This window comes from Bradyrhizobium sp. SRS-191, assembly GCF_024586915.1.
GTDB lineage: Bacteria > Pseudomonadota > Alphaproteobacteria > Rhizobiales > Xanthobacteraceae > Bradyrhizobium.
The window spans coordinates 1-24,526 of the sequence record NZ_JANBVS010000001.1; the positions used below are offsets into that span (position 1 = coordinate 1).

Here is a 24,526-nt window from a genome sequence, read left to right on the forward strand (position 1 = left end):
CAACCGTCGCACAGGGAAGGCCGGGCGAGTCCGGCTGCACCTGTGGTACCTGCCGCCTGCATTTTTCTCGCAGGCGGGCCACGGGCGTCAGCCGACGCCCGGCCTTCCCTGTGCCCTCTGTCTCAGAGAGGGCGGCCTAGAGCAACAACTCGGACGCCGCGCGCCGCGAGGGTGCACGCCCATGCCTATTCTCATCTGCTCTGCCTTGGTCGGTCCCAGCCGCAGCCATGCCAACCGTGATGATCCCCCCTGCGCTCGCCAGCGCGACGAGGCGACAACGCGGGTCGTCAGCACGTCCAATGCTGCAGATGCGTCGAGAGTTATGTCGCGCCGCCATTTGTCGGACCCGGGCGGTTCCGTTGGCATCGCTTGCCCGCGACGCCCTTCGCTGATGCGAACAACAATCACCGTGAGGTTGTCAGGTCAGAATTTTAGTTGCGCACCTCAAAAAATGAGGACAGGATTACCGCAACAAAGAAGACGGTTGGGAGGATTCTGATGGGACTGCTCGCGAAGCTGGGACTCACGGCTGCCGCATGCCTGCTTGCGGGCACAGCCGCCATCGCCGACACCACCGTCAAATGGCTGCACATCGAGGTCAATCCGGCCCAGGTGAAGATCTGGGAGGAGGTGGCACGTGCCTATGAGGCCTCACATCCGGGCACCAAGATCGAGATGCAGTTCCTCGAGAACGAAGCCTACAAGGCCAAGCTGCCGACCATCCTGCAGTCCAAGGATCGCCCGAACATCATCTACAGCTGGGCCGGCGGCGTGCTGAAGGCGCAGATCGAGGCCGGCGTTCTCGAAGATATGACCGACCAGGTGAGAGGCTATAGCGACAGCATCACGCCGGCGGCGCTCGCTGCTTTCACTGACAATGGCCGCGTGTACGGCCTGCCGATCTCGCTGTCGCAAGTCGGCTTCGTCTGCAACAAGGACCTGATGGCCAAGGCGAAGGTCGATCCCGCAGATATCAAGACCTGGGACGATCTGCTTGGCGCGGTGAAAACATTGAAGGCCGCGGGTGTCACGCCGATCGTGGTCGGCGGCGCCGACAAATGGCCGCTGCACTTCTACTGGACGCATCTGGCCGTGCGCCTGGGCGGCAAGGCCGCCTTCGACGCTGCGCTGCGCGGCGAGAACGGCGGCTTCGGCGGCGACACCTTCGTCAAATCCGGCGAGATGTTCAAGCAGCTCGTGGACCTCCAGCCGTTCCAGAACGGCTTCCTCGGCTTCAAGAACCCGCAGGCCGTCGGCTATTTCGGTGACGGCAAGGCGGCGATGACGCTTGCGATCAGCTCGGTCTACAATCTTCAACGAGCGCTTGCGGCCGACAAGGTGGGCCTGAGCGAGGACAAGATCTGCTGGTTCGATTTCCCGACAGTGGCGGGCGGGAAGGGCGCGCCGACCGATACACTGGGCGGCATCACCGGCTGGCTGGTCACCAAGGGCTCGCCGAAGGAAGCCACGGACTTCCTGAAGTACTTCATCTCAAAGGACGTGCAGACGCGGCTTGCGGCCGGCAACTTCATCATTCCGGTGGTGCAGGGCGCCGAGGCCGGCCTCAACAACGCCTTCATGAAGCAGATCGCGGCCAATCTGGCCAAGTCGAACTATCACCAGAACTTCTATGATCAGAGCCTGGGGCCTTCGGTCGGACGCGTCGTCAACGACGTCAGCGCGGAGATCGCGGGGGGCAGCATGAGTCCGCAGGACGCCGCCAAGGCCATCGAAGCAGCGCGCAAGCAGGGTAACTGAGGTGGCGCGTCCGATCGCGAGTGGGCCGGCGATGCATGTCGCGCGGCCGCCGCTGGCCGCGCGGGCAAGTCGCGGTCCGAGCTGGGACGGCCGTTTCACGGTTCTGATCCTGTTCCTGCCGCCGGCGCTGCTGTTGTTCACGCTGTTCGTGGTGCTGCCGATCGGGGAGGCCGCCTGGTATTCCGGCTTTAATTGGAACGGGTTTGGCCGGCCGACCAATTGGATCGGCTTCGACAACTACCGCTTCGTGCTGGAGACGCGCGCGTTCTGGCTCGCGTTGCGCAACAACGGCCTGATCATCGCGGTCTCGCTCTGCGTCCAGCTCCCGCTGGCGCTGACGCTGGCCCTGATGCTCGCGGAGCGGTTCCGCGGCGCGGTTGTGCTGCGCATGCTGTTCTTCATGCCGTACATACTGGCGGAGATCGCGACCGGCCTGATCTTCAGCTTCGTGTACGACGGCGACTATGGGCTCGTCGCCTCGATCTGGCGAACCTTCGGTGCCGAGCCGCCGCATCTGCTTGCCTCCACCGACACCGCGATGCTGGCCGTTCTGATCGTCATCGTCTGGAAGTATTTCGGCTTCCACATGATGCTGTTCATCGCGGCCCTCCAGAGCATCGACAAGAGCCTGATCGAGGCCGCCCGGATCGACGGCGCGACGCGGACGCAGAGCCTGCGCCATGTCGTCATCCCCTTGCTCTATCCGACAATCCGGCTCTCCGTCTTCTTCGCCATCATCGGCTCGCTCCAACTGTTCGACCTCGTCATGCCGCTGACGCGCGGCGGACCTGCCGACTCGTCCAACACGATGGTGAGCTTCCTCTACAACAACGGCATCTCCCGCATGCGCGTGGGTTACGGCAGCGCCATCGGCGTCATCCTGTTCGTGATCTGCGTGACCTTTGCCTTCACCTACAAGCGATGGTTCATGCGCGATGAATAGGGCCGAAACCTCAAGAGAGCCGTTCGATCCGGCCGTGCTGTTCAAGGCGGCATTCCTCACGCTCGTCGCGATCTTCGTCCTGGTGCCGCTGCTGGCGACCTTCCTCGGCGGCTTCAAGTCGCTGGGCGAATTGCGCGTCAATCCGTTCGGCCTGCCACGGCATTGGGAGTGGCAGAACTATGCGGACATCCTGTTCTCCGGGCGCTACTGGCAGCTGCTGCGCAACTCGCTGATCATCTCGACGCTCACGGTGATCCTGACCCTGATTGCCGCCTCGATGGCGGCGTTCACCTTCGCCCATGTCCGGTTCTTCGGCAGCTCGATGCTGCTGAGCTATCTGACGCTCGGCCTGCTGTTCCCTGCAGCGACTGCCGTGCTGCCGCTGTTCATCAAGGTGCGCGACCTCGGCCTGCTCGACACTTATTTCGGTGTCGCGCTGCCGCAGGTCGCGTTCAGCCTCGCGATGAGCGTGCTGCTGCTGCGCCGCTTCTTCAAGGACATCCCGTACGAGCTGCTCGAAGCGGCGCTCGTCGACGGCTGCAGCTACGTCAAGTTCTTCCGCTACGTGACCTTGCCGCTGTCGCGGCCGATCCTTGCGACCGTCGGCACCATCACCTTCGTCAATAGCTGGAACGCCTATCTGCTGCCGCTGGTGATGCTCAACACCGATGCGCTGTATTCCTGGCCGCTCGGCATCATGGTCTATCAGGGCGAATATTCGTCCGAGTGGCACCTGATCCTCGCCTTCATCACCCTGACCATCCTGCCCACCATCATCCTGTTCCTTCTGGCGCAGAAGCACATCGTTGCCGGCCTGACATCAGGGGCGGTCAAGGGATGAACCTGACATCACGGAGAATGCTATGAGACGCGTCGGCATCGGCATCATCGGCTGCGGCAACATCAGCACGGCCTATCTGAAGGCTGCGCAGCGGTTCCCGGTTCTCGACATCAAGGCGCTTGCCGACATGCGCAGCGATGCGGCCGAGCGCCAGGGCGCCGCCTTCGGCCTGCCGGGGATGCGCGTCGACCAGATGCTCAGGCGCGACGACATCGAGATCGTCATCAATCTCACCGTGCCGCTGGCGCATACCGATGTCAGCCTCGCGGTGCTCAATGCCGGCAAGCACGTCCACTCCGAGAAGCCGCTCGGCATCGACGTCGCCGAAGCGCGCAAGGTGATCGAGCTCGCCGCGCAGAAGAATTTGCGCGTCGGCTGCGCTCCGGACACCTTTCTCGGTGGCGGCCACCAGACCGCACGCAAGCTGATCGACGACGGCGCGATCGGCAGGCCGGTCGCCGGCAGCGTCTTCTTCGGCTGTCCGGGACATGAGCGCTGGCATCCGGCGCCAGGCTTCTACTATCTGCGCGGCGGCGGCCCGATGCTCGACATGGGCCCGTACTACATCACGGATCTCGTGCAGTTGCTCGGCCCTGTCGCCAGCGTGATGGGCTCGGCCGCGCGTCCGCGCGCGGAGCGCCTCGTCACCAGCCAGCCGATGAACGGCACGCTGATCCCGGTCGAGGTCGCCACGCATGTCGCTGGCACGCTCGAATTCGAGAGCGGGGCCGTGGTGTCGGTCACGATGAGCTTCGATGTTCCGAAGCATCGGCATGCGCCGATCGAGATCTATGGCGACCAGGGCAGCATGCTCGTGCCGGATCCCAATCGGTTCGGCGGCGAGGTGCAGGTCGCCAAGACCGGCGGCGACTGGGAGTCGATGCCGCTGACGCACGGTCATGTCGACGGTGAATTCCGCTCGATCGGCGTCGCCGACATGGCGACCGCCATCCTGAACGACCGGCCGCATCGTGCCAGCGGCGCGCTGGCCTTCCACGTGCTGGAGGTGATGGAAGCGTTCCAGACCTCCGCCAATGAAGGCCGCCGCGTCAGGATCGAGAGCCGCGTCGAGCGGCCGGCGATGCTGCCGGCGGGCCGCGACACCGGGCAAATCGACTGAGGAACAGAGACATGCGCAAGGCAATGATTGTATGGGGCGGCTGGCCGGGACACGATCCCGATCTCTGTGCCTCCATGATCCGTGGCTGGCTCAAGGCCGAAGGCTTCGACGTCCGAATAGAGACCACGACGGCCGCGTTCGCGGATCCCGCGATCCACGATCTGTCGCTGATCATCCCGATCTACACGATGTCGAAGATCGAAAAGGCTGAGGCGCTCAACCTTTGCGCCGCGGTGCGCAGTGGCGTCGGTCTCGCTGGCCATCACGGCGGCATGGGCGATGCCTTCCGCGATTCGGTGGACTACCAGTTCATGTGCGGCGGGCAATGGGTGGCGCATCCCGGCAACATCATCGATTACCGGGTCGACTTGACCAAGCCGGACGATCCCATCATGAAGGGACTGAAGAGTTTCGAACACCGCTCCGAGCAATACTACATGCATGTCGACCCGGCCAACGAGGTGTTGGCGACCACGACGTTCAGCGGCGAGCACGCCCCCTGGATCAAGGGTGTCGTGATGCCCGTGGTCTGGAAGAAGCGTTACGGCGCGGGCAGGGTGTTCTATTCCTCGCTCGGCCACCGCGCCTATGAGCTGGATGTGCCGGAGATCCGCACGCTGATGACGCGCGGCATGCTATGGGCGGCCCGCGAGTGACAGCCGGTGCGCCTCCAGCGCCCGTTCGCGCCACGCTCGAGGACGTCGCGCGCACCGCGGGCGTATCGCTCGCCACCGTCGACCGCGTCATCAATCGGCGCGAGGGTGTGCGGGCGAAGACGGTGGCGCGCGTGGAGGCCGCGGTGGCCAAGCTCGGTTACCGCGCCGACATCGCCGCGGCGCGGCTGGCACGCGGTCAGAGCTTTCGCTTCGCCTTCGTGCTGCCGACCGGCGGCAACAGTTTCATGACCCATCTGACCGAACAGGTCCGACAGACCGCCGACTGGCTGGCCGGCCAGCGCGGCTTCATCGACATCCTGCATGTCGACGTGTTCGATCCCGACGTCTTGGCAGGCGCGCTGGAGACGCTGTCGCCGGCCTATCACGGGGTCGCCGTCATCGCGCTCGATCATCCCCGGGTGCGCGCCGCGATCGACGAGCTGGCCGCGCGCGGTGTTGCGGTGGTGACGCTGGTGTCGGATGCGCCGAATGCCCGCCGCCTGCACTATGTCGGGATCGACAACCCGGCCGCGGGGCGAACAGCGGCCACGCTGATGGGGCGTTACCTCGGCGGCCGCGAAGGGACCGTCGCAGTGATCGCGGGATCATTGTCGCTGCGCGATCATGCCGAGCGGCAGTTCGGCTTCAACCAGATCCTCTCCAGCGAATATCCCAATTTGCGCGCGCTCCCGGCCATCGAGGGCCGCGACGACAGCGAGCTGACGCGGGAGCTGACGGCGGCGCTGCTGGCGCGGCATGCCGACCTCAGGGGTATCTATTGCTGCGGCGCCGGCAATCGGGGCATCGCGGATGCTCTGGAAGCGTCGGGCCGGGCGCGAGAGGTGGTGTGGATCACCCACGAGCTGACCCAGCACACGCGGCGGTTCCTGGTCCGCGGCACGTGTGACGCGGTCATCAACCAGGATCCTGGCCACGAAGCGCGCTCCGCCGCGCGCGTCCTGCTGGCGCATTGCTCGGGCGAGCCGATCAGCCCCGATCAGGAGCGCATCCGCATCGACATCTTCCTGCGGGACAATCTGCCTTAGCGGCTTACAGCCAGCCGAAGATCGCAAGCGCCAGCACCGCCTGCGCCACGAAGCCAACGACGAAGGCAAGCGTGCGGAACACGGGCAGGCCGATCGCATAGACGATGACGTGGGCGACGCGCGACCAGAAATAGACGGCGCAGGCGAGCACGGTCCATTTGGTCGAGTAGTCGATCGAGTTGAGGATCAGCACCAGCGGCGCGAAGATGACGAGGTTCTCGACCGCGTTGTCATGCGCGAACATCATCCGCGTCGCCCACTCCGCGTGCGGCTTGTCGCTGCGCGACGGATTCGCCATTGCGCCGGTGAGGCCGCGGACCTGGCAGCGGTTCAGGATGTAGGGAACCCACAGCAGGCCGGTCAGAATGACCGTCAGCGTCAGCCAGAACAGTTCGCGCGTCATCGAGATCCCCTCAACTGATTCCGTCCCGTCCCGGCGGGACGGAGCGGTTATAGTCAATCGCGGCTGATCACGCTATGCGCGGACGCGGACATAGGAGCCCGGCGCATCCTCGATCGGTGGATAGGCCTCGCTGCCGATGCTGCGCGCGGGAACCTCCTCCGGGTCGAGCTCGCCGAGCCAGGCGCGCCAGTCCGGCCACCACGAGCCCTTGTGCTCCTCGGCGCCCTTCATCCAGTCCTTCAGCGAGATGTCCTGGATCTGGTCGTTGGTCCAGTACTGGTATTTACCGGAGGAGGGCGGATTGACGACGCCGGCGATGTGGCCCGAGCCCGACAGCACGTACTTCACGGGACCGCCGAAGAACTGCGAGCCGTACAGGACCGAGTCCGCCGGCGCGATGTGGTCTTCGCGCGTGGCGAGATTGTAGACCGGCACCTTCACCTTGGAGAGGTCCAGCAGCGTGTTGTCGAGCACCATCGTGCCCGAGGTCAGCCGGTTCTCGAGATAGCAGTTGCGCAGATAGTAGGAATGATTGGCCGCCGACATCCGCGTCGCGTCGGAATTCCAATGCAAGAGGTCGAACGCCTGCGGCGGCTGGCCCTTGAGGTAGTTGTTCACGACATAGGACCAGATCAGATCGTTCGACCTGAGCATGTTGAAGGCCATCGCCATCTTGCTGCCTTCGAGCACGCCCGAGGCCTGCATGTCGCGCTCCAACGCGGAGATCTGGGTCTCGTCGACGAACACCAGGAGATCACCGGCATGGGTGAAGTCGACCTGGGCCGCAAGGAACGTCGCCGAGGTCACGCGCTGGCGGCGCTTGTCGGCGAGCCAGGCCAAGGTCGTCGCGAGCATGGTGCCGCCGACGCAATAGCCCATCGTGTGCACCTTCATCTCGCCCGTCACCTTTTCGATGACGTCCATGGCGGTGAGCGGACCTTCCTTCATGTAGTCTTCCCAGGTCTTGGTCCCCAACGACTTGTCGGGATTGACCCAGGAGATCACGAATACGGTGAGGCCCTGATCGACGCACCATTTGATGAAGGATTTTTCCGGGCGAAGGTCGAGGATGTAGAACTTGTTGATCCAGGGCGGCACGATCAGCAGCGGCGTGCGGAGCACGTTCTCCGTCGTCGGCGCGTACTGGATGAGCTGCATCATCTCGTTCTGGAAGATGACCTTGCCCGGCGTCGTCGCCATGTTGACGCCGAGCTCGAGATTGGCCGGATCGGACTGGCGGATCTTCAGCGTACCCTTGCCGGCCTCGATGTCCTCGGCGAGCATCTGCATGCCGCGCACCAGGTTGTCGCCGCTCGACGCCACCGTCTGCCGCATCACCTCAGGGTTGGTCAGCACGAAATTCGACGGCGCCAGCGCATTGGTGATCTGGTTGACGTAGAACTCGGCCTTCTTGCGCGTGTGCGGATCGAGGCCCTCGGCATTGTGCACGAGGTCCTGCGCCCACTGCGTCGTTAGCAGATAGGCCTGCATGACGAAATCGTAGAACTGGTTCGACTTCCACTCGGGGTCGGCGAAGCGCCTGTCGCGCGGCGACGGCGAAATCGCCGGGGGGGCCTGCTCTCCGGCCAGCCGCCGTGAGGCTGAGCCCCACAGGTCGAGATAGCCCTTGGCGATCTTTGTTTGGATGTCGCTGGCGCGATCCTTGTCGGACAGCCAATAGTCGGCCACGGCGGTGAACGATTTCACGACCTCGGCGAGCTCGGTCGGCGGCCGGTCCTGCACCTCGCCGGTTTCGCGCGGCTTCAAATACGCCGCGAGCGCCTTGCCGCTTGTTTCCATTGCTCTCGCGATATTCGTCGCGAAGGCTTCGGCGTCGAATGTTTTTGTTGATTGGGTGGTGTCGTTCGAAACGTCGGTCATGGCCTGATCACACTATCGCTTCGGAAGCCGCTCGTCACCGCGCGAGATCAATAATCCGCGAGTTTGCAGTTAATTCGATTTCTGCGTGTTGCATTGCGAAAAAGACTCTCGCTTCAGACACAATGCACTCGCTTACCGGACGAAATTCCTGTTCAACCGTGTAACGTTTCGGGTGACAATTGGTTGTGCTGCGGCAAAATGTGCCGCATTGCGATTTGGGGTCGGTTGGGGTGGTGGGGACTTTGGGGTGAGGACGGCGGGGCAAGACGGGAGGACGTGGGCGCGCGCCGTTGCAGCGGCCGCCGTGCTTTGCGGCAGCCTCGCGTTGGCCGGCTGCTCCAGCTCGATCGCGGACATGCCCTCGCTTGATCCCGACGCAGTTGCGCGGCCCAAGGAGCCGGCCGGCTATCTCCCCGTGAACGACGTCCCGCGCGAGCGCGTGACGCCGACGATCTCGCCGGAAGAACGCGCCAAGATCGAAAAGGAGCTCACGGCCGCGCGCGACCGCCAAGCCTCGGCTGCGTCCGGCATCAGGGACCGGTAAGCGCGCCAGCTCGATCCCGGTCACGTAATTGTCTGGCGCGGCGCGGCGTCCATGATAAAACACCGGAATCAACCGCACCCTTGCGTGTCGCCGCCAGCCAGGCCGTATGGCCGTGCTAAGCTTATGTTCTAGCACGGATTTCAGGGCTGAGGCGTCGCAGCGCCAGCCGAGCTGGTGAATCCGCCCCCGGTTGCCGGAGCCGAGAGACCCATGGAAGATTTCTATCGCATCCGCCGTCTGCCGCCTTACGTGTTCGAGCAGGTCAACCGGGCCAAGGCGGCCGCGCGGAACGCCGGGGCCGATATCATCGACCTCGGCATGGGCAATCCGGACCTGCCGGCGCCGGCGCATGTGCTGGAGAAGCTCAAGGAGACCTTGGGCAAGCCGCGCACCGACCGCTACTCGGCCTCGCGCGGTATCGTCGGCCTGCGCCGCGCGCAGGCGGCCTATTACGATCGCCGCTTCGGGGTGAAGCTCAATCCCGACACCCAGATCGTGGCGACGCTCGGCTCCAAGGAAGGCTTTGCCAACGTGGCGCAGGCGATCACCGCGCCGGGCGACGTCATTCTCTGTCCCAATCCGAGCTATCCCATTCACGCCTTCGGCTTCCTGATGGCGGGCGGCGTGATCCGCTCGGTCCCGGCCGAGCCGACGCCGCAATTCTTCGAGGCGGCCGAGCGCGCGATCATCCACTCCATCCCGAAGCCGCTGGCGCTGATCGTCTGCTATCCCAGCAACCCGACCGCCTATGTCGCGAGCCTCGATTTCTATCGCGACCTCGTCGCATTCGCGAAGAAGCACGAGATCCTGATCCTGTCGGACCTCGCTTATGCCGAGGTCTATTTCGACGATAACAACCCGCCGCCGTCGGTGCTGCAGGTGCCCGGGGCCATGGATGTCGCGGTCGAGTTCACCTCGATGTCCAAGACCTACTCGATGGCCGGCTGGCGCATGGGCTTTGCCGTCGGCAATGAGCGCATCATTGCCGCGCTGGCGCGTGTGAAGTCCTATCTCGACTACGGCGCTTTCACGCCGGTTCAGGTTGCCGCCACTGCGGCGCTGAACGGGCCGGATGACTGCATCCGCGAGATGCGCGACGTCTACCGCAAGCGCCGCGACACGCTGGTCGAGTCCTTCGGCCGCGCCGGCTGGGAGATCCCGTCGCCGGAGGCCTCGATGTTCGCCTGGACCCCGCTGCCCGAGAAGTTCAAGAGCCTCGGCAGCATGCAGTTCGCCACCCTCATGGTGGAGAAGTGCGGCGTCGCGGTCTCGCCCGGCGTCGGCTTCGGCGAGCATGGCGAGGGCTATGTGCGCATCGCCATGGTCGAGAACGAGCAGCGCATCCGGCAGGCCGCCCGCGGCGTCCGCCGCTTCCTTGAAAGCGGCATCGAAACGTTGCACAACGTGGTTCCTCTCGCCAATCGGCGCTGAGTCTCCCGTTTTCCTTGCTGCAGGTTCTTTGATTCCATGGTCGCACCCCTGAGAGTGGGCATCGCGGGCCTCGGCACCGTCGGTGCCGAAGTCGTTCGTCTGATCGAGCAGCAGGGGCGTGTGCTCACCGAGCGGACGGGACGTCCCGTGCAAGTCGTGGCCGTGACGGCGCGGTCGAAGAAGAAGCGCGCCGTCGATCTCACGGGCATCAAGTGGGCCAAAGATCCGCTGGCGCTGGCGGCTGATCCCGAGGTCGACTGCCTGGTCGAGTTGATGGGCGGCGCCGGCGACCCGGCGCTGTCGGCGATCGACACCGCGCTCAAGGCCGGCAAGTCGGTGGTCACTGCCAACAAGGCGCTGATCGCCAAGCATGGCCTGAAGCTCGCCAAGGCCGCCGAGAAGTCTGGTGCCGCGTTGAATTTCGAGGCCGCCGTGGGCGCGGCCATTCCGGTCATCAAGACCCTGCGCGAGGGTCTCGCGGCTACCGGCATCAGCCGCGTCTATGGCATCCTGAACGGCACCTGCAACTACATCCTGACCCGGATGGAGCAGGAAGGTCTGTCGTTCGACGAGTGCCTCAAGGACGCGCAGCGGCTCGGCTATGCCGAGGCCGATCCGTCGTTCGACATCCACGGCCACGACACCGCGCAGAAGCTCGCGATCCTGGCGAGCCTCGCCTTCGGTACCCAGGTGGCTGAGAAGTCCATCTATGTGGAAGGCATCTCGTCGATCGCTCCCGAGGATCTCAGGGCCGCCGATGAGCTCGGCTATCGCGTCAAGCTGCTCGGGGTCGCGATGCGCACCGCCAAGGGCATCGAGCAGCGTGTGCACCCGACCATGGTGCCGAAATCCTCCTCGATCGCCCAGGTGATGGGCGTCACCAACGCGGTCACGATCGATGGCGAGGGCATTCCGCCGATCACCTTGGTCGGTCCGGGAGCGGGGGGCGCGGCCACCGCATCCGCAGTCCTGGCTGACATTGCCGATGTCGCGCGCGGCATCCGCTCGACGCCGTTCGGGCGTCCCGTCGAGAAGCTGCAGCCGACCGAGAAGGCGCCGATGGAGCGGCATGAGGGCGGCTATTACATCCGGCTGATGGCGCGCGATCACGCCGGTACGGCGGCAACGATCGCGACCCGGCTCGCGGAGCAGAAGATCTCGATCGAGTCGATCGTGCAGCGCCATCCCAATGGCAGCGAGCCGTTGAAGACGGGCGCCAAGGGCGGACCGGTGCCGGTGATCCTGATCACCTATGCGACGCATGAGGACGCGGTGCACAAGGCGCTCCAGGCGGTGCAGCGCGACAAGGTCATCAGCGGCAAGCCGCAGGTGATCCGGATCGAAAAGAATTAACCTGGGATGCCCAAGGAACCGGTTGTCCCTGCTCAAACAAACGCGTGGCGTTTGGGTTAGGTTCATGCTCAAACCGGTGGAATCGCGCGGTGAGGAGCGGCCATCCGGGCCATCCCGCTGAACCGTGAGCCGCCCCCGATGGCGGCCTCCGGCTGGTAGAATTTGAGGGCGGTGAGCCGCCTTGACGTCTTGAGGAGTTGACCGATGTCGACGCAGATTTCCGTCCCGCAACAGCTGTTGCTCGAGCGCATCCTGACCCTGGAGCTGGTGCGCGTGACCGAGCGCGCTGCGGTGTCGGCGGCGCGGCTGCGCGGCCACGGCCAGGAAAAGCCGGCGGACCAGGCGGCGGTCGACGCGATGCGCCGCGAGCTCAACAAGCTGCCGATCGAAGGCACCGTCGTGATCGGCGAGGGCGAGCGCGACGAGGCGCCGATGCTCTACATCGGCGAGAAGGTCGGCCTCAATGCCGGTCCGAAGGTCGACATCGCGGTCGACCCGCTCGAAGGCACCACTCTGTGCGCCAAGAACATGCCCGGCGCGATCGCGACCATGGCGATGGCCGATGGCGGTACCTTGCTGCACGCGCCCGACGTCTACATGCAGAAGATCGCGGTCGGTCCGGGCTACGCCAAGGGCGTGGTCGACATCGATGCCAGCCCGGCCGACAACGTCCGCCGTCTCGCCAAGGCCAAGGGCGTCGAGCCCGGCGCCATCACCGTGCTGGTGCTCGACCGTCCGCGCCATGCCGACATCATCCAGGGCGTGCGCTCGACCGGCGCGGCCGTCCGCCTGATCACCGATGGTGACGTCGCCGGCGTCATTCACACCGCGACGCCTGAGGACACCGGCGTCGACATGTATATGGGAACCGGCGGCGCGCCGGAAGGCGTGCTGGCCGCAGTGGCACTGCGCTGCATCGGCGGTCAGATGCAGTGCCGCCTGATCCTCGACACCGACGAGAAGCGGGAGCGGGCGGCCAAGATGGGCGTCAACGATCCCAAGATGATCTACGGCATCGAGGACATGGCCCGCGGCGACTGCCTGTTCGCTGCCACCGGCGTCACCACCGGCTCGCTGCTGTCCGGCGTCAAGTTCCGCAAGGACGGCGTGATCGAGACCGAGACCGTCGTGATGCGCTCCGTCACCGGCACCGTGCGCTACATCCGCGCCGAGCACCGCCAGCTCGAGAAGTTCCACCTCGACTGAGTCCGCGAGGTCAGTCCGGGGCATGCATAGCGTGCCCCCGGAATCCCGAGCTCGCAGGTCGCAAGTCCCGGTCTGCGCGCGTCGCACGCATCCCGGAATGACGACGTCGGAGAGTGATTCAAGATGTCCGATCTCTCCATGGTCAAGGCGCTGGTGTTCGACGTGTTCGGCACCGTCGTCGACTGGCGCACCAGCCTGATCAACGACTTCACGGCATGGTCGGCCAAGCGCGGCATCCAGGGCGACTGGACCGCGCTGGTCGATGGCTGGCGCGGGCTGTACGTCGGGTCGATGGACGAGGTTCGCAGGCATCCGGAGCGCGGCTACCTCATTCTCGACGTCCTGCACCGGCGCTCGCTGGAGACGCTGGTCGCCAAGCTCGGCATCACCGGCCTGACCGAAGCCGATCTCGACTATCTGACGCGGGGCTGGCACCGGTTGCATCCGTGGGCCGACAGTGTTGCCGGGCTGACCCGGCTGAAATCCAAATACATCATCGCGCCGCTCTCCAACGGCAATGTCGCGCTGCTCACCAACATGGCGAAGTTCGCGAGGTTACCCTGGGACCTCGTGCTCTCCGCCGAGCTGTTCGAGCACTACAAGCCCGACCCCGAGACCTATCTCGGCGCCGCGCGTCTCCTATGTCTTTCGCCCGGCGAGGTGATGATGGTCGCCGCGCACAACAATGATCTCGAGGCCGCTCAGCGTTACGGCCTGAAGACCGCCTTCGTCGCGAGGCCTACCGAATACGGCCCGCTGCAGAACCGCGACTTCGAGGCCACCGGCGCCTGGGATATCATCGCCCGCGACTTCAACGGCATCGCCGACCGGCTCGGCTGCTGATCCTCCGTCCTCACGCGCCCGACACGATCACGCCGTACCAGCCGAGCCCCTTGTAGGTCTCGTAGCCCGGCGTGGCGTGGAAGGCGACCATGCGTCCGGATGCGTCCTGATAGAAGCCGCTGCGCTTGCCGTCGAGCTTCAGCGACACGCGCTCGCTGAGAATGCCTTGTCCGTCCGAGGATGCGATCACGCGATGGCTGGAATCCACCAGCAGCGCGCGGGCCTTGTCGCTCTCGCTGACGCGCACCCCTTGTACGATCGCGCGCGCCTGGGCCTCCCAATCGAAGTGGATCGCGAGCACGCCCAGCGGCTTGCCATGCGCGTTGCCGTTCTCGCGCACGGAGGCGCAATAGGTCGCGACCTGGGCGTTGCCGAGCAGCGGCTGGCACTCGACGTCGCCGGCGACGTAGTCGTCACCCGAGCGCAGGCCGCGCGCCTCGCGAAACCACTTTGTCTCGGCGACGCTCTGGCCCACCACATTGAAGCGATCGGCACGGCCGTTGGCAATCACCTTGCCCGAGGGGTCGCACAGCCACAGATCGAGATAGACCGTGTAGGCCGAGAGGATCACAGCAAGTCGCTCGGAGACATGGGCGACGCGCGCGGCGTCCGGTGTGGCGGCGCAATCGACGACGGCCGAGTCTGTCGCCCACCAGCGCACGTCGCAGGTCCGCTCATAGAGATTGCGGTCGATCAGCTCGATCGCGTTGAGCGCGAGGTCGACCATGCGCTCGCCGCGCGCCCGCTCGGTCATGCGCTCGATCGAGCTCTTCAGATTGCCGGTGCGGGTGGTGAGCTGGCCTTCGAGCTCGCGTGCGATGGTCTCGACCTGCTGGCCGACCGCGCGCACCTCCTGCGCCACGACCGCAAAGCCGGCGCCTTGTGCCCCGACCCGCGAGCTTTCGATCAGCGCGTTCAACGCCAGCATCTTCATCTGATTGGTGATCTGCTGGATCGACTTGGTCTTCTCGCAGGCGATCTGGTTGACCTCGCCGGTGAGCCGCGCGATCAGCGCGGAGACGTCGGTCTCGTCCTGGGGAGCCGTGGGAGAGGGCGCAATCGAAGGGGAGGTCTTCAGCTCAGGCGCTGCTAACATCGAACAACTCCATTTCATCGCCGTCTCGGCCGATGCGGAGACTGCGAGCAATTCAGTCGGTATAATTTGATTGAAATGTCACGGAGTTCGCCTAACGCGCGTTTAATGCACGCTCCTGAACACAGCTGTAATTTTAGGCAAGCCGCACTATATGTCATCAATATCCCCTTCGAGGCGCTGATTTCCGGGATGATGCAGTGCGATTCCAGTGGGTTCCCGCGACGGAGCCTGCCGCGACCGGCGACTTGCTGTAGATTCGACGCCGTCGCTTTCGAATCGCCATGCTGCATGCGAGGCCCCTAGCCTGATGGCACCGTCCGCTCTTGCCTTGCCCCTGAGCGCCCCGCCGGCGTTCCTCGGCGTGCGGCTGTCGCTGACCAACAAGCTGTGGCGCGACCGGCTGGATGCGCGCGGCGCAGCGCGGGCGCTGGCGATCGTGCAGCGCTATCAGTTGCCGGAAATGCTGGCGCGGGTGCTGGCCGGGCGTGACGTCAAGCTCGACGCGGTCAACGATTTCCTCGATCCCACCATCCGCAAGCTGATGCCGGACCCGTTCACCGTGACGCAGATGGAGGCGGCGGCCCAGCGCATCGCCGATGCGGCGGTCAAAGGGGAAAAGGTCGCGATCTTCGGCGACTACGACGTCGACGGCGCGACCTCGGCGGCGCTGCTGGCATGGCATCTGCGCCATTGCGGGCTCGACCCGCTGATCCACATTCCTGACCGCATCTTCGAAGGCTACGGGCCCAACGTCGAAGCGATCCGCATGCTGGCCGACAAAGGCGCGACCCTGCTCGTGACGGTCGACTGCGGCACGACCAGCCTCGAGCCGCTGGCGGAGGCGCGGCGGCTCGGCATGTCCGTGGTGGTGATCGATCACCATCAATGCGGCGAGGAGCTGCCGGAGGTCGACGCGCTGGTGAATCCGAACCGGCCGGACGATCTCTCCGGCCTCGGCCATCTCGCCGCCGTCGGGCTGACACTGGTGACGCTGGTCGCGGTCAATCGCGAGCTGCGGGGCCGCGGCTTCTGGAGCAGCACGCGGCCCGAGCCCGACCTGCTCGGCATGCTGCATCACGTCGCGCTCGGCACCGTCGCCGACGTGGCGCCGCTGATCGGGCTCAACCGCGCCTTCGTCGCCAAGGGCCTGATCGCGATGCGTCGGCGCGACCATGTCGGCCACACCGCGCTGATGGATGTCTCCAGGCTCAATGGCCCGCCGGAGGCGTGGCATCTCGGCTTCATGCTGGGGCCGCGCATCAATGCCGGCGGCCGCATCGGCCGCGCCGATCTCGGCGTGCGCCTGCTGTTGGAGAGCGACGTCTCGGAAGCGGCGCGGATCGCCGCCGAGCTCGACCGGCTCAACAACGAGCGCCGGATCATCGAGCAGCACGCCGAGGCGCAGGCCGAGGCTGAGGCGCTGGCCTCGCTCGGCCTGGAGGACAAGGGCGCGGTCATCGTAACCGCGTCCGAGGGCTGGCATCCCGGCGTGGTCGGGCTGGTCGCCTCGCGGCTGAAGGAAAAGTTCGCGCGGCCTGCTTTCGCGATCGCACTCGAGCCCGGCGGCATCGGCACCGGATCGGGACGCTCGATCCCCGGCGTCGATCTCGGCAAGGCCGTACGCCACGCCGTGGAGCAGGGCATCCTGATGAAGGGCGGCGGGCATGCGATGGCGGCCGGCGTGACCCTGCGCAAGGAGCGGCTGGCGGAGTTTCGCGCCTATCTGGAAAGCGCGCTGGCGGCCGATGTCGCCGAGGCGCGCCACGTCAACGAGATCCTGATCGACGGGGCGATCAGCGCGCGCGCGGCGACGCCGGAGCTGGTCAACACGCTCAACCGCGCGGGTCCGTTCGGCAGCGGCAATCCCGAGCCGATCGTGGCGCTGCCGTCGCATCAGCTGGTCTATGCCGACGAGGTCGGGCAGGCGCATCTCAAGCTGCGCTTCAAGTCCGGCGATGGCGCCACCGTCAACGCGATCGCGTTCCGCTCGGTCGGCCAGAAGCTCGGCAATGCGCTGGTCCAGCATCGCGGCCAGGTCCTCCATGTCGCGGGCACGCTGACCGTCGACCGCTACCAAGGCGTCGAACGCGTCCAGCTGCGCGTGCTCGACGTCGCCGTGCCGGACCACGGTCCGGCGATGATCAGGTAGCAGTCCCAGCCCCGCTGTCGTCCCGGCCTTGAGCCGGAACCCATACCCCGCAGCGGAGGTTGTGAGCGCGAGATGCCCATTGCCCTCCTGCCTCACACTGCTCCCTGTGGGTATGGGTCCCGGCTCGGAGGCCAGGACGACACAGGAGCGTGTGGCGCGCACCCTGCCTCTCATGACCAGTCGCAAACATGACCGTTCGATCTCGCCGCGCATTCGCGCCCGAGTGATGCCTGATCAAAACCCTCATCGATGAAAGAGGGCGCAGGGAATGCCGGGTGAAGGCCTCACCCATGGCCCGCCTGCAAACAAAAAGCAGGCGGCAGTCACCACAGGCAAAGCCGTTTCAACCGGCATTCCCTGCGCGATGGGTTTAACGCTTATACGCGATCTCCCCGGTGTCCGGCTTGATAGCCACCGTCGCCTTCGGGCTCATCATCACCCGAAAGCTTGGCGCCAGCTTCGGGGCGCCAGGACCACGCGATTTCACGTCCGCCAACTGCCGTTCGTCCGCGCACATCGAGTACGCTGCGGCACATCAGCGGCCACCGCATCCCATCCCCCACGTTCGTGACGATCGCGAAGCGTCCCTCTCACGGGGACAGGACCCGCACAATATTTCTGATTTTCGGCAGAAAAGCAAGTGAAAAAATCTTCGCAGCCGGATGGGAGCCAGTATCCGTCTGACGCTGCGATCGAACCCGGCCGTGGTCGCCATGGCTGATCGCGCTCGCGTGCACGAGACCTGTTGGAGGGCAGCTAGCATGTCGAGCGTTCCCTGTATTATCCGCCGGTTGTCCGGTAGTATTGTTCGCGCCCTCCCCGACGAGCAGGAATGAAGTGCCGATGCAACGTTTGCCTGCCGTGCTCGCAGTCTTCTGCATCTGGGCTAGCCTGCCGTTGTTGCCATTGGCGTATGCCGAGCCAGGCCAGCACTGGCCGGCGGCGAAGCCGGACGGCAGCTCCTGGCATGCTGCGGTGTCGCGCGACGTCCAGGAGTTTGCTGTCGAACACAAGCCGAAGGCCATCATGGTCGTCAGGGACGATGAGGTCGTCGCGTCCGCGGGGGACATCGCCGCAAAGGTCAATGTCCGGTCGATGCGAAAGAGCCTGCTCAGCGCTCTCATGGGCATGGCGATCAAGGACGGTCGGATCGATCTCGACCGCACGCTTGCCGAACTCGCGATCGACGATGGGCCGCCGGCGCTGTCGCCTGCGGAGAAGGGCGCGACAGTTCGGCAGCTGCTGATGGCGCGCTCCGGCGTCTATCATGCCGCAGCCTATGAGACCGGGCAGATGAAGGAGCGGCGGCCGCCGCGCGACAGCCATCCGCCGGGAAGTTTCTGGTACTACAACAATTGGGACTTCAATGCGCTCGGCACGATCTATCGCCAGTCCGTCGGCGACATCTTCGCGAGCTTCCAAACGCGGATCGCCAGGCCTATCGGCATGGAGGATTTCTCCGTAGCCGACGGCATGTATCTGAAGGAATCGTCGTCCGTTCATCCGGCCTATCTGTTTCAGATGAGCGCCCGGGATCTCGCAAGATTCGGTCTTTTGTTTCTCAATGGCGGGCGCTGGAACGGGGTGGAGGTTATTGCGCCGGAGTGGGTGAAGGACTCGACGACGCGGCTCTCGGACACGGAGCAGCCTGAACGCGGCTATGGCTATCTCTGGTGGACCTACACGAAGGGAAGTTCGGGCCTCAGCGCCTTCTTCGCCAATGGCTATGGCGGCCAAATGGTCGTCGTTGTCCCGTCGAAGCGACTGGTGATCGTCGAACTGGTCGATCTCGCCGTCAACCCGCAGGGTATCCGCACCCAGCGCGTGCTCGATCTCGTGAGCCGGATCAGCGCGTCGGTGCCTTGAGAGGTCGGACATGCCGATCGCGATCAATCTCCGGTCAGATCACGTGTCCGCAGGCGAGATCGAGCGTCTGTGGGACCAGGTCGCGGCGTTCGAGGACGCACCATCAATGCGCGAACTCGATTATCGCCCGCATTTCACTTTGGCGATCTACGAGTCGCCCGACATCGACGCGGCAGCCGCATGGCAGGTCATGTCCGCGGTGGTGTGCGGTGGCGGAGCGTTGAAGATCGAGTTCAGGCGGCTTGCATGGTTCACGCACCCACGCTTCGTGCTGTGGGCCGTGCCTGAACCGGTTGAGGAGCTGTCGCGCTGGCACGCAGCCATCGCTGCAGCCATCGACCCTGCGCATTGCCGAGAGCACTATCGACCTGGTGCCTGGACGCCTCACTGCACGCTGGGCACGCGGATCGTGGACGCTCATCGTGCCGACGCGGTGGCCCTCGCACGCGCGTTCGACCGGCCTTTCTCCGTCGTATTCGACGTCGCCGACTGCGTGACGTTTCCGCCTGTCCAGATCGTGGCGGAGCAGAAGCTGGATTGAACGAGTTCTGCTCCCATTGGAGGTCAGAAAATCGGAGGCGGGATGCTCACCGCCAAGATGCTCACCGCCAGGACGGCTTCGGCAGCTGCTCGGGATTGAACTTCGGGACCGGGCGTGGAGCCGGCGGCGGCGCATTGTCCGGTGAGGAATACAGCAGGAACGCTTCGAAGGGCACGTCGGGCGCTTCGGCGGCCCGGCCCGAGCAGGTGAAGGAAGTGGCTCGACAGCAGCCTTCCAGGCTGAGGGTCAGTTCGTCCGGACCGAACAGCGAGGGCTGTCCCGGGGCGTGCCGCTTCGTCCTGATCAGGGCGGTGAAGCGTTCGCCGTGCGCCTCGTAGCTGCCGCTATAGCTCAGCACGCCATCGCCGCCGCAGACCTTGCCCGCGGTCAATTGCACGATCCCGGTCCCCTGGCCCCGTGGGGTCTTGAACCAGGCGGAGTAGATACCTTCTCTCATCATGGGCGATGCCCCCGTCGATGGGTCGCATCATCGTTGTGCATCGCAAATTAAAGGAAGGTGAAAGCAATCGCGCCAACCCCGTGGGAACCCGGGAATTTATTCGTATACAAATGGTGAGCCGGCGGCTCTCGGTTGAGCCGGCGGCGTCCTGAATCCTGCGAATTCTCGGCTCTTGCTAGGATGTTTGTCGCTCGGAGCCGCTTACGCCAGGGTATAGAGGAACCAGACCAAAGTCATTTCGAAAGACATGCCATGCCATCCGAAGCCCGCTCGCCACGTCTTGCCGTCCTCATCGACGCCGACAACGCCTCGGCCAAGATCGTCGACGGGCTGTTCGAGGAGATCGCCAAGATCGGCGAGGCGAGCGTGCGCCGGATCTATGGCGACTTCTCCAGTCCGCGCTCGAAGCCCTGGGCCGACACGCTTTCGCGCCACGCGATCGTGCCGCAGCAGCAGTTCGCCTACACCACCGGCAAGAACGCCTCCGACATCACGCTGGTGATCGACGCCATGGACCTGCTGCACAGCGGCCGGTTCGACGGCTTCTGCCTGGTGTCGTCCGACAGCGACTTCACGAGACTTGCGGCGCGCATCCGCGAGCAGGGCATCGACGTGTTCGGCTTCGGCGAGCAGAAGACGCCGGAGAGTTTTCGGCAGGCCTGCCGCAGGTTCATCTACACGGAGAACCTGAGGAGTGACGCTGTGAGCAGCAAGGATGCGGACAGCGCCGCTGCGCCGAAGCCGCTGCAGCCGATCAGTGCCGCAACGCCGATGATCAAGAAGGTCATCACGCAGATGGAGAGCGAGGACGGGTGGGTCGCGCTCGGCGAAGTCGGCAAGCAGCTCTCCAACCTCGTCTCCGACTTCGATCCGCGCACCTATGGCTGCCGCAAGCTCAGCGACCTCGTGCGCAAGACCGGCGCGTTCGACATCGAGGAGCAGTCCAAGGGCGGTGGCTCGGTGCGCATCCGGGTGAAAGCGACGCGCGCGCCTCAGCCTGAGACGGCACAGCCCAAGGACGCTCTGCCAAAGGACGCGCAAGCCGATGCGTCCCCCAAGGAGGCGCAAGCCAAGTCTCGGGCCCCGCGCGGCCGCCGCCGGGCCGCAGCCAAACCGTGATGGTTCCGGTGCGGGGGGCTCGATCGCGTCCGCGCGTGCGATGATCCGCGACACCGTCTGACCTGGGCCGCTACGCCATGAGCTTGTCGCGGAGGTAGCGGTGAGCCTCCTGCTTGGCCTGCGGCGGACAGAACGAGATGAAGGGCAGGCCGGCATCGCCCGATGGGGCGCCGTCGAACGGCAGCGCCAGCCGGTGCTCGTGCTGTTCCAGATGGACGCAGATCGCCCGCAGGCCGAGATAAAGGGCCTGGAACGAATCCGCGCCGGAAATCGCCTGCGCCATCGGCCGGCCCAGGCCGCGAACCTCGAACTCGCACGACCAGCGTGTTGCCGCGGCGCGTTTGGGCGCGGACAGCCGTGCGACGACGGCGGCGTCCGTGGTCACGTCGCGCAGCACACGCTCGGCGACGATGTCGGTCATCGGCGTCCCGGGCACACTCTCCGGCGGCACTGACGAGACCGGTCCGGGCAAGGCGTCGAGCAACTCCTGGTCACGCTGCGTGACGAAGCGCAGGGCTTCGGTCCGGGTCTGCGGAAAACAGCAGCTGGTCACCAGGGGAATGTCCGCGTCCCCCGACGCGCCGTCGAGGGACGCCAGCTCTGCTTCGTCGTCCGCGAGAAGCCTGCAGAGCAGCTGCAGGCCCAGATAGAGCGCCTGAAAAGAGTCGCCGCCGATGATCGATCTGTCCACGGGGCTCGTCAGGCCGTGCAGCTCGATCCTGCAGCGCCACTCGCAATCGTTGACGCGTTCGGGCGCGAACAGCCGTGCGACCACATCGCTGTTCGTTGCGACCTTCCGGTAGCTACGCTCAGCCACGAGTGTCGTCATCTTCGCTTCCTTCCTGACAACGGGTTAATGAGTCCCTCCCGCGGGCGCTGTCTCACGCCGACGAAGCTCACCCGCCTTGCCGCAGCTTCGCCAGCACCTTCAGCCCGCCATAGCCGTCGGCGGGCGTGATGCCCGCCTTGGCCTGGAAGTCGCGGATGGCCTTCATCGTGTCGTTGCCGACGCGACCGTCGGTGCCGCCGGTGTCGAAGCCGGCGGCGGTCAGGCGCTTCTGCATCTCCTGGACTTCGGCCAAGGTCAGCGCGCGCTCGGAGCCGGGGAAGGGATGCAGGAACGGAGGGCTTCCCAGGATGCGGTCGCCGAGATGGCAGATCGCGAGCGCGTAGCTCATCGCGGGATTATAGGACTTCACGGAGTAGAAGTTCGGACCGAGCAGGAAGGCGGGGCCGCCCTCGACCGGGATCCAGAGTTGCGCTGACGCGTTCGGCTGCGGGAAGGACTCGCCGTCGGCGCGGGTGACGCCGGCGGCCTGCCAGGCCGCGTAGGTCCTGCTGCCCGACATGTTGCCGGGCGCGCGCACCTCATAGCCCCAATGCTCGCCGCGATGGTATTTGCCGCGGTTGACGAGATACCGCGCGGTCGAGCCGAGCGCGTCGTCGGGCCGGCCGAACGGGTTGATCTTGCCGTCGCCGTCATAGTCGAAGCCGACGTTGAGCCAGACCTCGGGCATCCACTGGGTATGGCCCATCGCGCCGGCCCAGGAGCCGCGCATCTCCTCCGGCGTGCTCCAGCCGCGGTCGACGATCTTCAGCGCGTTGGTGAGCTCGGTCTCCCAATAGGCCTTGCGGCGCGGCTCGTTCCAGGCGAGCGCGGCGAGCGCGGGAAACACCGGACGCATGTGGTTCTGCTGCACCAGGGGATCGCCGAATGCGGACTCGACGCCCCACAGCGCCAGCAAGGTGCCGCGCTCGACGCCGAAATCCTTCTCGATGCGCGCGAACAGCGCCTCGTTCCTCGAGAGCGCGATCTTGCCGTTGATGACGCGCCAATCGGAGACGCGGCGGTTGATGTACTGCCAGAGTTGCTCCTTGAACTCGGGCTGATTGCGCATCTCCTTGAACACGGTCATGTCCGGCTCGAGCCGGGACATGACGCGCGTCCAGGTCGCCTGCGAGATGCCCTTGGCAAGCGCCCGGCTGCGGAAGCCGTCGCGCCAGGCGTCGAACTCGGCCGGCGCTGCCATGGCCGGCAACGGAGACAAGGGAGACAAGGCAGGCATGAGCAGCGCGGCGGCGCCGAGGCCGGAGCGGAGCAGGGTGCGGCGGGTCGGGGAATCGGGCTGGGTCATGGCCGGCAGTGTAGCCGCTGGCGCGGGAGGACGGCAGACCCCCTGGGGCGTTCAATCCGGATGGAACTCGGCCGCGACACGCGCCAGCCAGCGGCGGATGGTCGCGAGGTCGCGCTCGCCGAGCCCCGCGCCGAGGCGGCGCTCCAGCGCGCTCGCTTGGCGCCGGGCCTTGGCCAGCAGGGCACGGCCGTGAGCGGTCAGCGTCCACTGCAGAATCCGTCCATGCACCGGATGCGGCGAGCGCTGGATGGCGCGGTCACGTTCCAGATTGTTGATGATGACGTTGACGGTCTGCGGCGTCAGCAGCGCGACGCGGGCGCAGTCGGCGCCGGACAAGCCGGGATAGGCTTTCAGCATCGTCAGCACCACGAATTGCGGATGCGTGAGGCCGGTCGAGACGAGCGCGCGATCGAGCGACAGCCGCGCCGCCGCCTGGGCCTGGCGCAGGAGATAAGCGAGGTGACCGTCCTCGCCGCGCTTGCCCTCGCCGGGCGCCGGCGGGCGCGCGGGCTGACCGGTGCGCGCCGCGCGCGTTTGCCGCCGCGCGCGCGAAGGTGAAGATGTCCGTGCCTTGCGCATGTTATCAGAGCTCTGATAAATTGTCAGAGGACTGATAACACGAGAGACGAACCATGTCACATGCGCGCAGCGAGTATGCGGATTTCAGGCGGCAGGCGCCGGAGCTGTATGACGCCATCCTTGCGGTCAGCCAGCAGGCGGCCAAGGCCGGGCTCGACAAGCAGCTGCTCGAGCTGGTCAAGATCCGCGCGTCGCAGATCAACGGCTGTGCGTTCTGCGTGCAGCATCATGTGCTGCTGGCGGAGAAGCTCGGCGTGTCCGCCGACAAGCTCAACCTCGTCGTGGTCTGGCGCGAGGCGCCGCATTTCTCCGCGCGCGAGCGTGCGGCGCTGGCGTTCACCGAGGCGGTGACGAAGCTGGATGGTGGCGTCAGCGACGAGGTCTATGCGCAGGCGCGTACTGAATTCTCGGAGACGGAGCTGGTGTTCCTGACGTCGGCGATCGGCGTCATCAATCTCTGGAACCGCTATGGCGTCGCCTTCCGCTGGACGCCGGCGGAGCGGCCGGCGCGCTCCGTCAGCTGACGTCGATGGAACCTCGGCGAAGCGGCGCGAGT

23 protein-coding genes are annotated in these 24,526 nt (G+C 65.6%); 16 read left to right on the plus strand and 7 right to left on the minus strand.

The features are described from left to right. Positions 1 to 498: 498 nt before the first annotated feature. The 6 genes from NLR35_RS00005 to NLR35_RS00030 are packed head-to-tail and all read left to right on the plus strand — an operon-like array spanning position 499 to position 6,364. Positions 499 to 1,758: an extracellular solute-binding protein gene (locus NLR35_RS00005; RefSeq protein WP_257164522.1), complete on the plus strand. Its 1,260-nt coding sequence runs from the start codon at positions 499 to 501 to the stop codon at positions 1,756 to 1,758. 1 nt (position 1,759) lies between these two features. Continuing rightward, positions 1,760 to 2,701: a carbohydrate ABC transporter permease gene (locus NLR35_RS00010; RefSeq protein ID WP_257164523.1), complete on the plus strand. Its 942-nt coding sequence runs from the start codon at positions 1,760 to 1,762 to the stop codon at positions 2,699 to 2,701. Further along, on the plus strand, positions 2,694 to 3,542 hold the full coding sequence (locus tag NLR35_RS00015) for a carbohydrate ABC transporter permease (protein WP_257164524.1): 849 nt from the start codon (positions 2,694 to 2,696) through the stop codon (positions 3,540 to 3,542). Before NLR35_RS00010 ends, NLR35_RS00015 begins: the two co-directional genes overlap by 8 nt. Before the next feature lie 22 nt (positions 3,543 to 3,564). Continuing rightward, positions 3,565 to 4,662 carry a Gfo/Idh/MocA family protein gene (locus NLR35_RS00020; protein ID WP_257164525.1) on the plus strand — a complete coding sequence of 366 codons (1,098 nt, stop codon included), beginning with the start codon at positions 3,565 to 3,567 and terminating at the stop codon, positions 4,660 to 4,662. An 11-nt stretch (positions 4,663 to 4,673) separates the two neighbouring features. Further along, complete coding sequence (locus tag NLR35_RS00025; protein WP_257164526.1) at positions 4,674 to 5,318, plus strand: ThuA domain-containing protein; 645 nt, start codon at positions 4,674 to 4,676, stop codon at positions 5,316 to 5,318. Beyond that, positions 5,300 to 6,364: a LacI family DNA-binding transcriptional regulator gene (locus NLR35_RS00030; RefSeq protein WP_306577160.1), complete on the plus strand. Its 1,065-nt coding sequence runs from the start codon at positions 5,300 to 5,302 to the stop codon at positions 6,362 to 6,364. Before NLR35_RS00025 ends, NLR35_RS00030 begins: the two co-directional genes overlap by 19 nt. Positions 6,365 to 6,368: 4 nt before the next feature. On the opposite strand, the gene NLR35_RS00035 is transcribed toward NLR35_RS00030, so the two are convergent. After that, the gene (locus NLR35_RS00035) at positions 6,369 to 6,767 is read right to left on the minus strand and encodes an MAPEG family protein (protein WP_257164528.1); all 399 of its coding nucleotides are present in this window, start codon (positions 6,765 to 6,767) and stop codon (positions 6,369 to 6,371) included. A gap of 72 nt (positions 6,768 to 6,839) precedes the next feature. Next, complete coding sequence (locus NLR35_RS00040) at positions 6,840 to 8,648, minus strand: alpha/beta hydrolase (RefSeq protein ID WP_257164529.1); 1,809 nt, start codon at positions 8,646 to 8,648, stop codon at positions 6,840 to 6,842. 355 nt (positions 8,649 to 9,003) lie between these two features. Between NLR35_RS00040 and NLR35_RS00045 the strand changes: the two genes are divergently transcribed. The 5 genes from NLR35_RS00045 (at position 9,004) to NLR35_RS00065 (ending at position 14,025) form a co-directional block, all read left to right on the plus strand. Continuing rightward, the gene (locus NLR35_RS00045; protein ID WP_306577163.1) at positions 9,004 to 9,192 is read left to right on the plus strand and encodes a hypothetical protein; all 189 of its coding nucleotides are present in this window, start codon (positions 9,004 to 9,006) and stop codon (positions 9,190 to 9,192) included. Between the two features lie 210 nt (positions 9,193 to 9,402). Beyond that, complete coding sequence (locus tag NLR35_RS00050) at positions 9,403 to 10,623, plus strand: LL-diaminopimelate aminotransferase (RefSeq protein WP_006614790.1); 1,221 nt, start codon at positions 9,403 to 9,405, stop codon at positions 10,621 to 10,623. A 36-nt stretch (positions 10,624 to 10,659) separates the two neighbouring features. Next, positions 10,660 to 11,976 (plus strand): homoserine dehydrogenase, encoded by a 1,317-nt coding sequence (locus NLR35_RS00055; RefSeq protein ID WP_257164531.1) that lies wholly within the window; start codon positions 10,660 to 10,662, stop codon positions 11,974 to 11,976. A gap of 204 nt (positions 11,977 to 12,180) precedes the next feature. Then, positions 12,181 to 13,182: a class II fructose-bisphosphatase gene (gene glpX / locus NLR35_RS00060; RefSeq protein WP_006614788.1), complete on the plus strand. Its 1,002-nt coding sequence runs from the start codon at positions 12,181 to 12,183 to the stop codon at positions 13,180 to 13,182. A gap of 123 nt (positions 13,183 to 13,305) precedes the next feature. Further along, positions 13,306 to 14,025 carry a haloacid dehalogenase type II gene (locus NLR35_RS00065; RefSeq protein ID WP_257164532.1) on the plus strand — a complete coding sequence of 240 codons (720 nt, stop codon included), beginning with the start codon at positions 13,306 to 13,308 and terminating at the stop codon, positions 14,023 to 14,025. A 10-nt stretch (positions 14,026 to 14,035) separates the two neighbouring features. Here NLR35_RS00065 and NLR35_RS00070 read toward each other — a convergent pair whose 3' ends face one another. Further along, a complete protein-coding gene (locus tag NLR35_RS00070; protein ID WP_257164533.1) occupies positions 14,036 to 15,121 on the minus strand; it encodes a methyl-accepting chemotaxis protein in 1,086 nt (361 codons plus the stop codon). A gap of 307 nt (positions 15,122 to 15,428) precedes the next feature. Between NLR35_RS00070 and recJ the strand changes: the two genes are divergently transcribed. The 3 genes from recJ (at position 15,429) to NLR35_RS00085 (ending at position 19,677) form a co-directional block, all read left to right on the plus strand. After that, a complete protein-coding gene (gene recJ, locus NLR35_RS00075; protein WP_257164534.1) occupies positions 15,429 to 17,270 on the plus strand; it encodes a single-stranded-DNA-specific exonuclease RecJ in 1,842 nt (613 codons plus the stop codon). An 843-nt stretch (positions 17,271 to 18,113) separates the two neighbouring features. After that, entirely contained in the window at positions 18,114 to 19,136 is a 1,023-nt protein-coding gene (locus tag NLR35_RS00080; RefSeq protein WP_257164535.1) for a serine hydrolase, read from the plus strand. 10 nt (positions 19,137 to 19,146) lie between these two features. Continuing rightward, positions 19,147 to 19,677 (plus strand): 2'-5' RNA ligase family protein, encoded by a 531-nt coding sequence (locus NLR35_RS00085; RefSeq protein WP_257164536.1) that lies wholly within the window; start codon positions 19,147 to 19,149, stop codon positions 19,675 to 19,677. Positions 19,678 to 19,738: 61 nt separating this feature from the next. On the opposite strand, the gene NLR35_RS00090 is transcribed toward NLR35_RS00085, so the two are convergent. Further along, positions 19,739 to 20,137: a GrlR family regulatory protein gene (locus NLR35_RS00090; RefSeq protein ID WP_257164537.1), complete on the minus strand. Its 399-nt coding sequence runs from the start codon at positions 20,135 to 20,137 to the stop codon at positions 19,739 to 19,741. A gap of 252 nt (positions 20,138 to 20,389) precedes the next feature. Here NLR35_RS00090 and NLR35_RS00095 point away from each other — a divergent pair, with 252 nt between their 5' ends. Further along, entirely contained in the window at positions 20,390 to 21,256 is an 867-nt protein-coding gene (locus NLR35_RS00095; protein WP_257164538.1) for an NYN domain-containing protein, read from the plus strand. A gap of 70 nt (positions 21,257 to 21,326) precedes the next feature. On the opposite strand, the gene NLR35_RS00100 is transcribed toward NLR35_RS00095, so the two are convergent. From NLR35_RS00100 to NLR35_RS00110, 3 genes are all read right to left on the minus strand, one after another. Further along, complete coding sequence (locus NLR35_RS00100) at positions 21,327 to 22,085, minus strand: DUF6968 family protein (RefSeq protein ID WP_257164539.1); 759 nt, start codon at positions 22,083 to 22,085, stop codon at positions 21,327 to 21,329. 67 nt (positions 22,086 to 22,152) lie between these two features. Beyond that, a complete protein-coding gene (locus tag NLR35_RS00105; RefSeq protein ID WP_257164540.1) occupies positions 22,153 to 23,391 on the minus strand; it encodes a lytic murein transglycosylase in 1,239 nt (412 codons plus the stop codon). A 51-nt stretch (positions 23,392 to 23,442) separates the two neighbouring features. Beyond that, entirely contained in the window at positions 23,443 to 23,970 is a 528-nt protein-coding gene (locus tag NLR35_RS00110) for a MarR family winged helix-turn-helix transcriptional regulator (protein WP_257164541.1), read from the minus strand. Positions 23,971 to 24,023: 53 nt separating this feature from the next. Here NLR35_RS00110 and NLR35_RS00115 point away from each other — a divergent pair, with 53 nt between their 5' ends. Beyond that, a complete protein-coding gene (locus NLR35_RS00115) occupies positions 24,024 to 24,494 on the plus strand; it encodes a carboxymuconolactone decarboxylase family protein (protein ID WP_257164542.1) in 471 nt (156 codons plus the stop codon). The last annotated feature ends 32 nt before the right edge of the window (positions 24,495 to 24,526 follow it).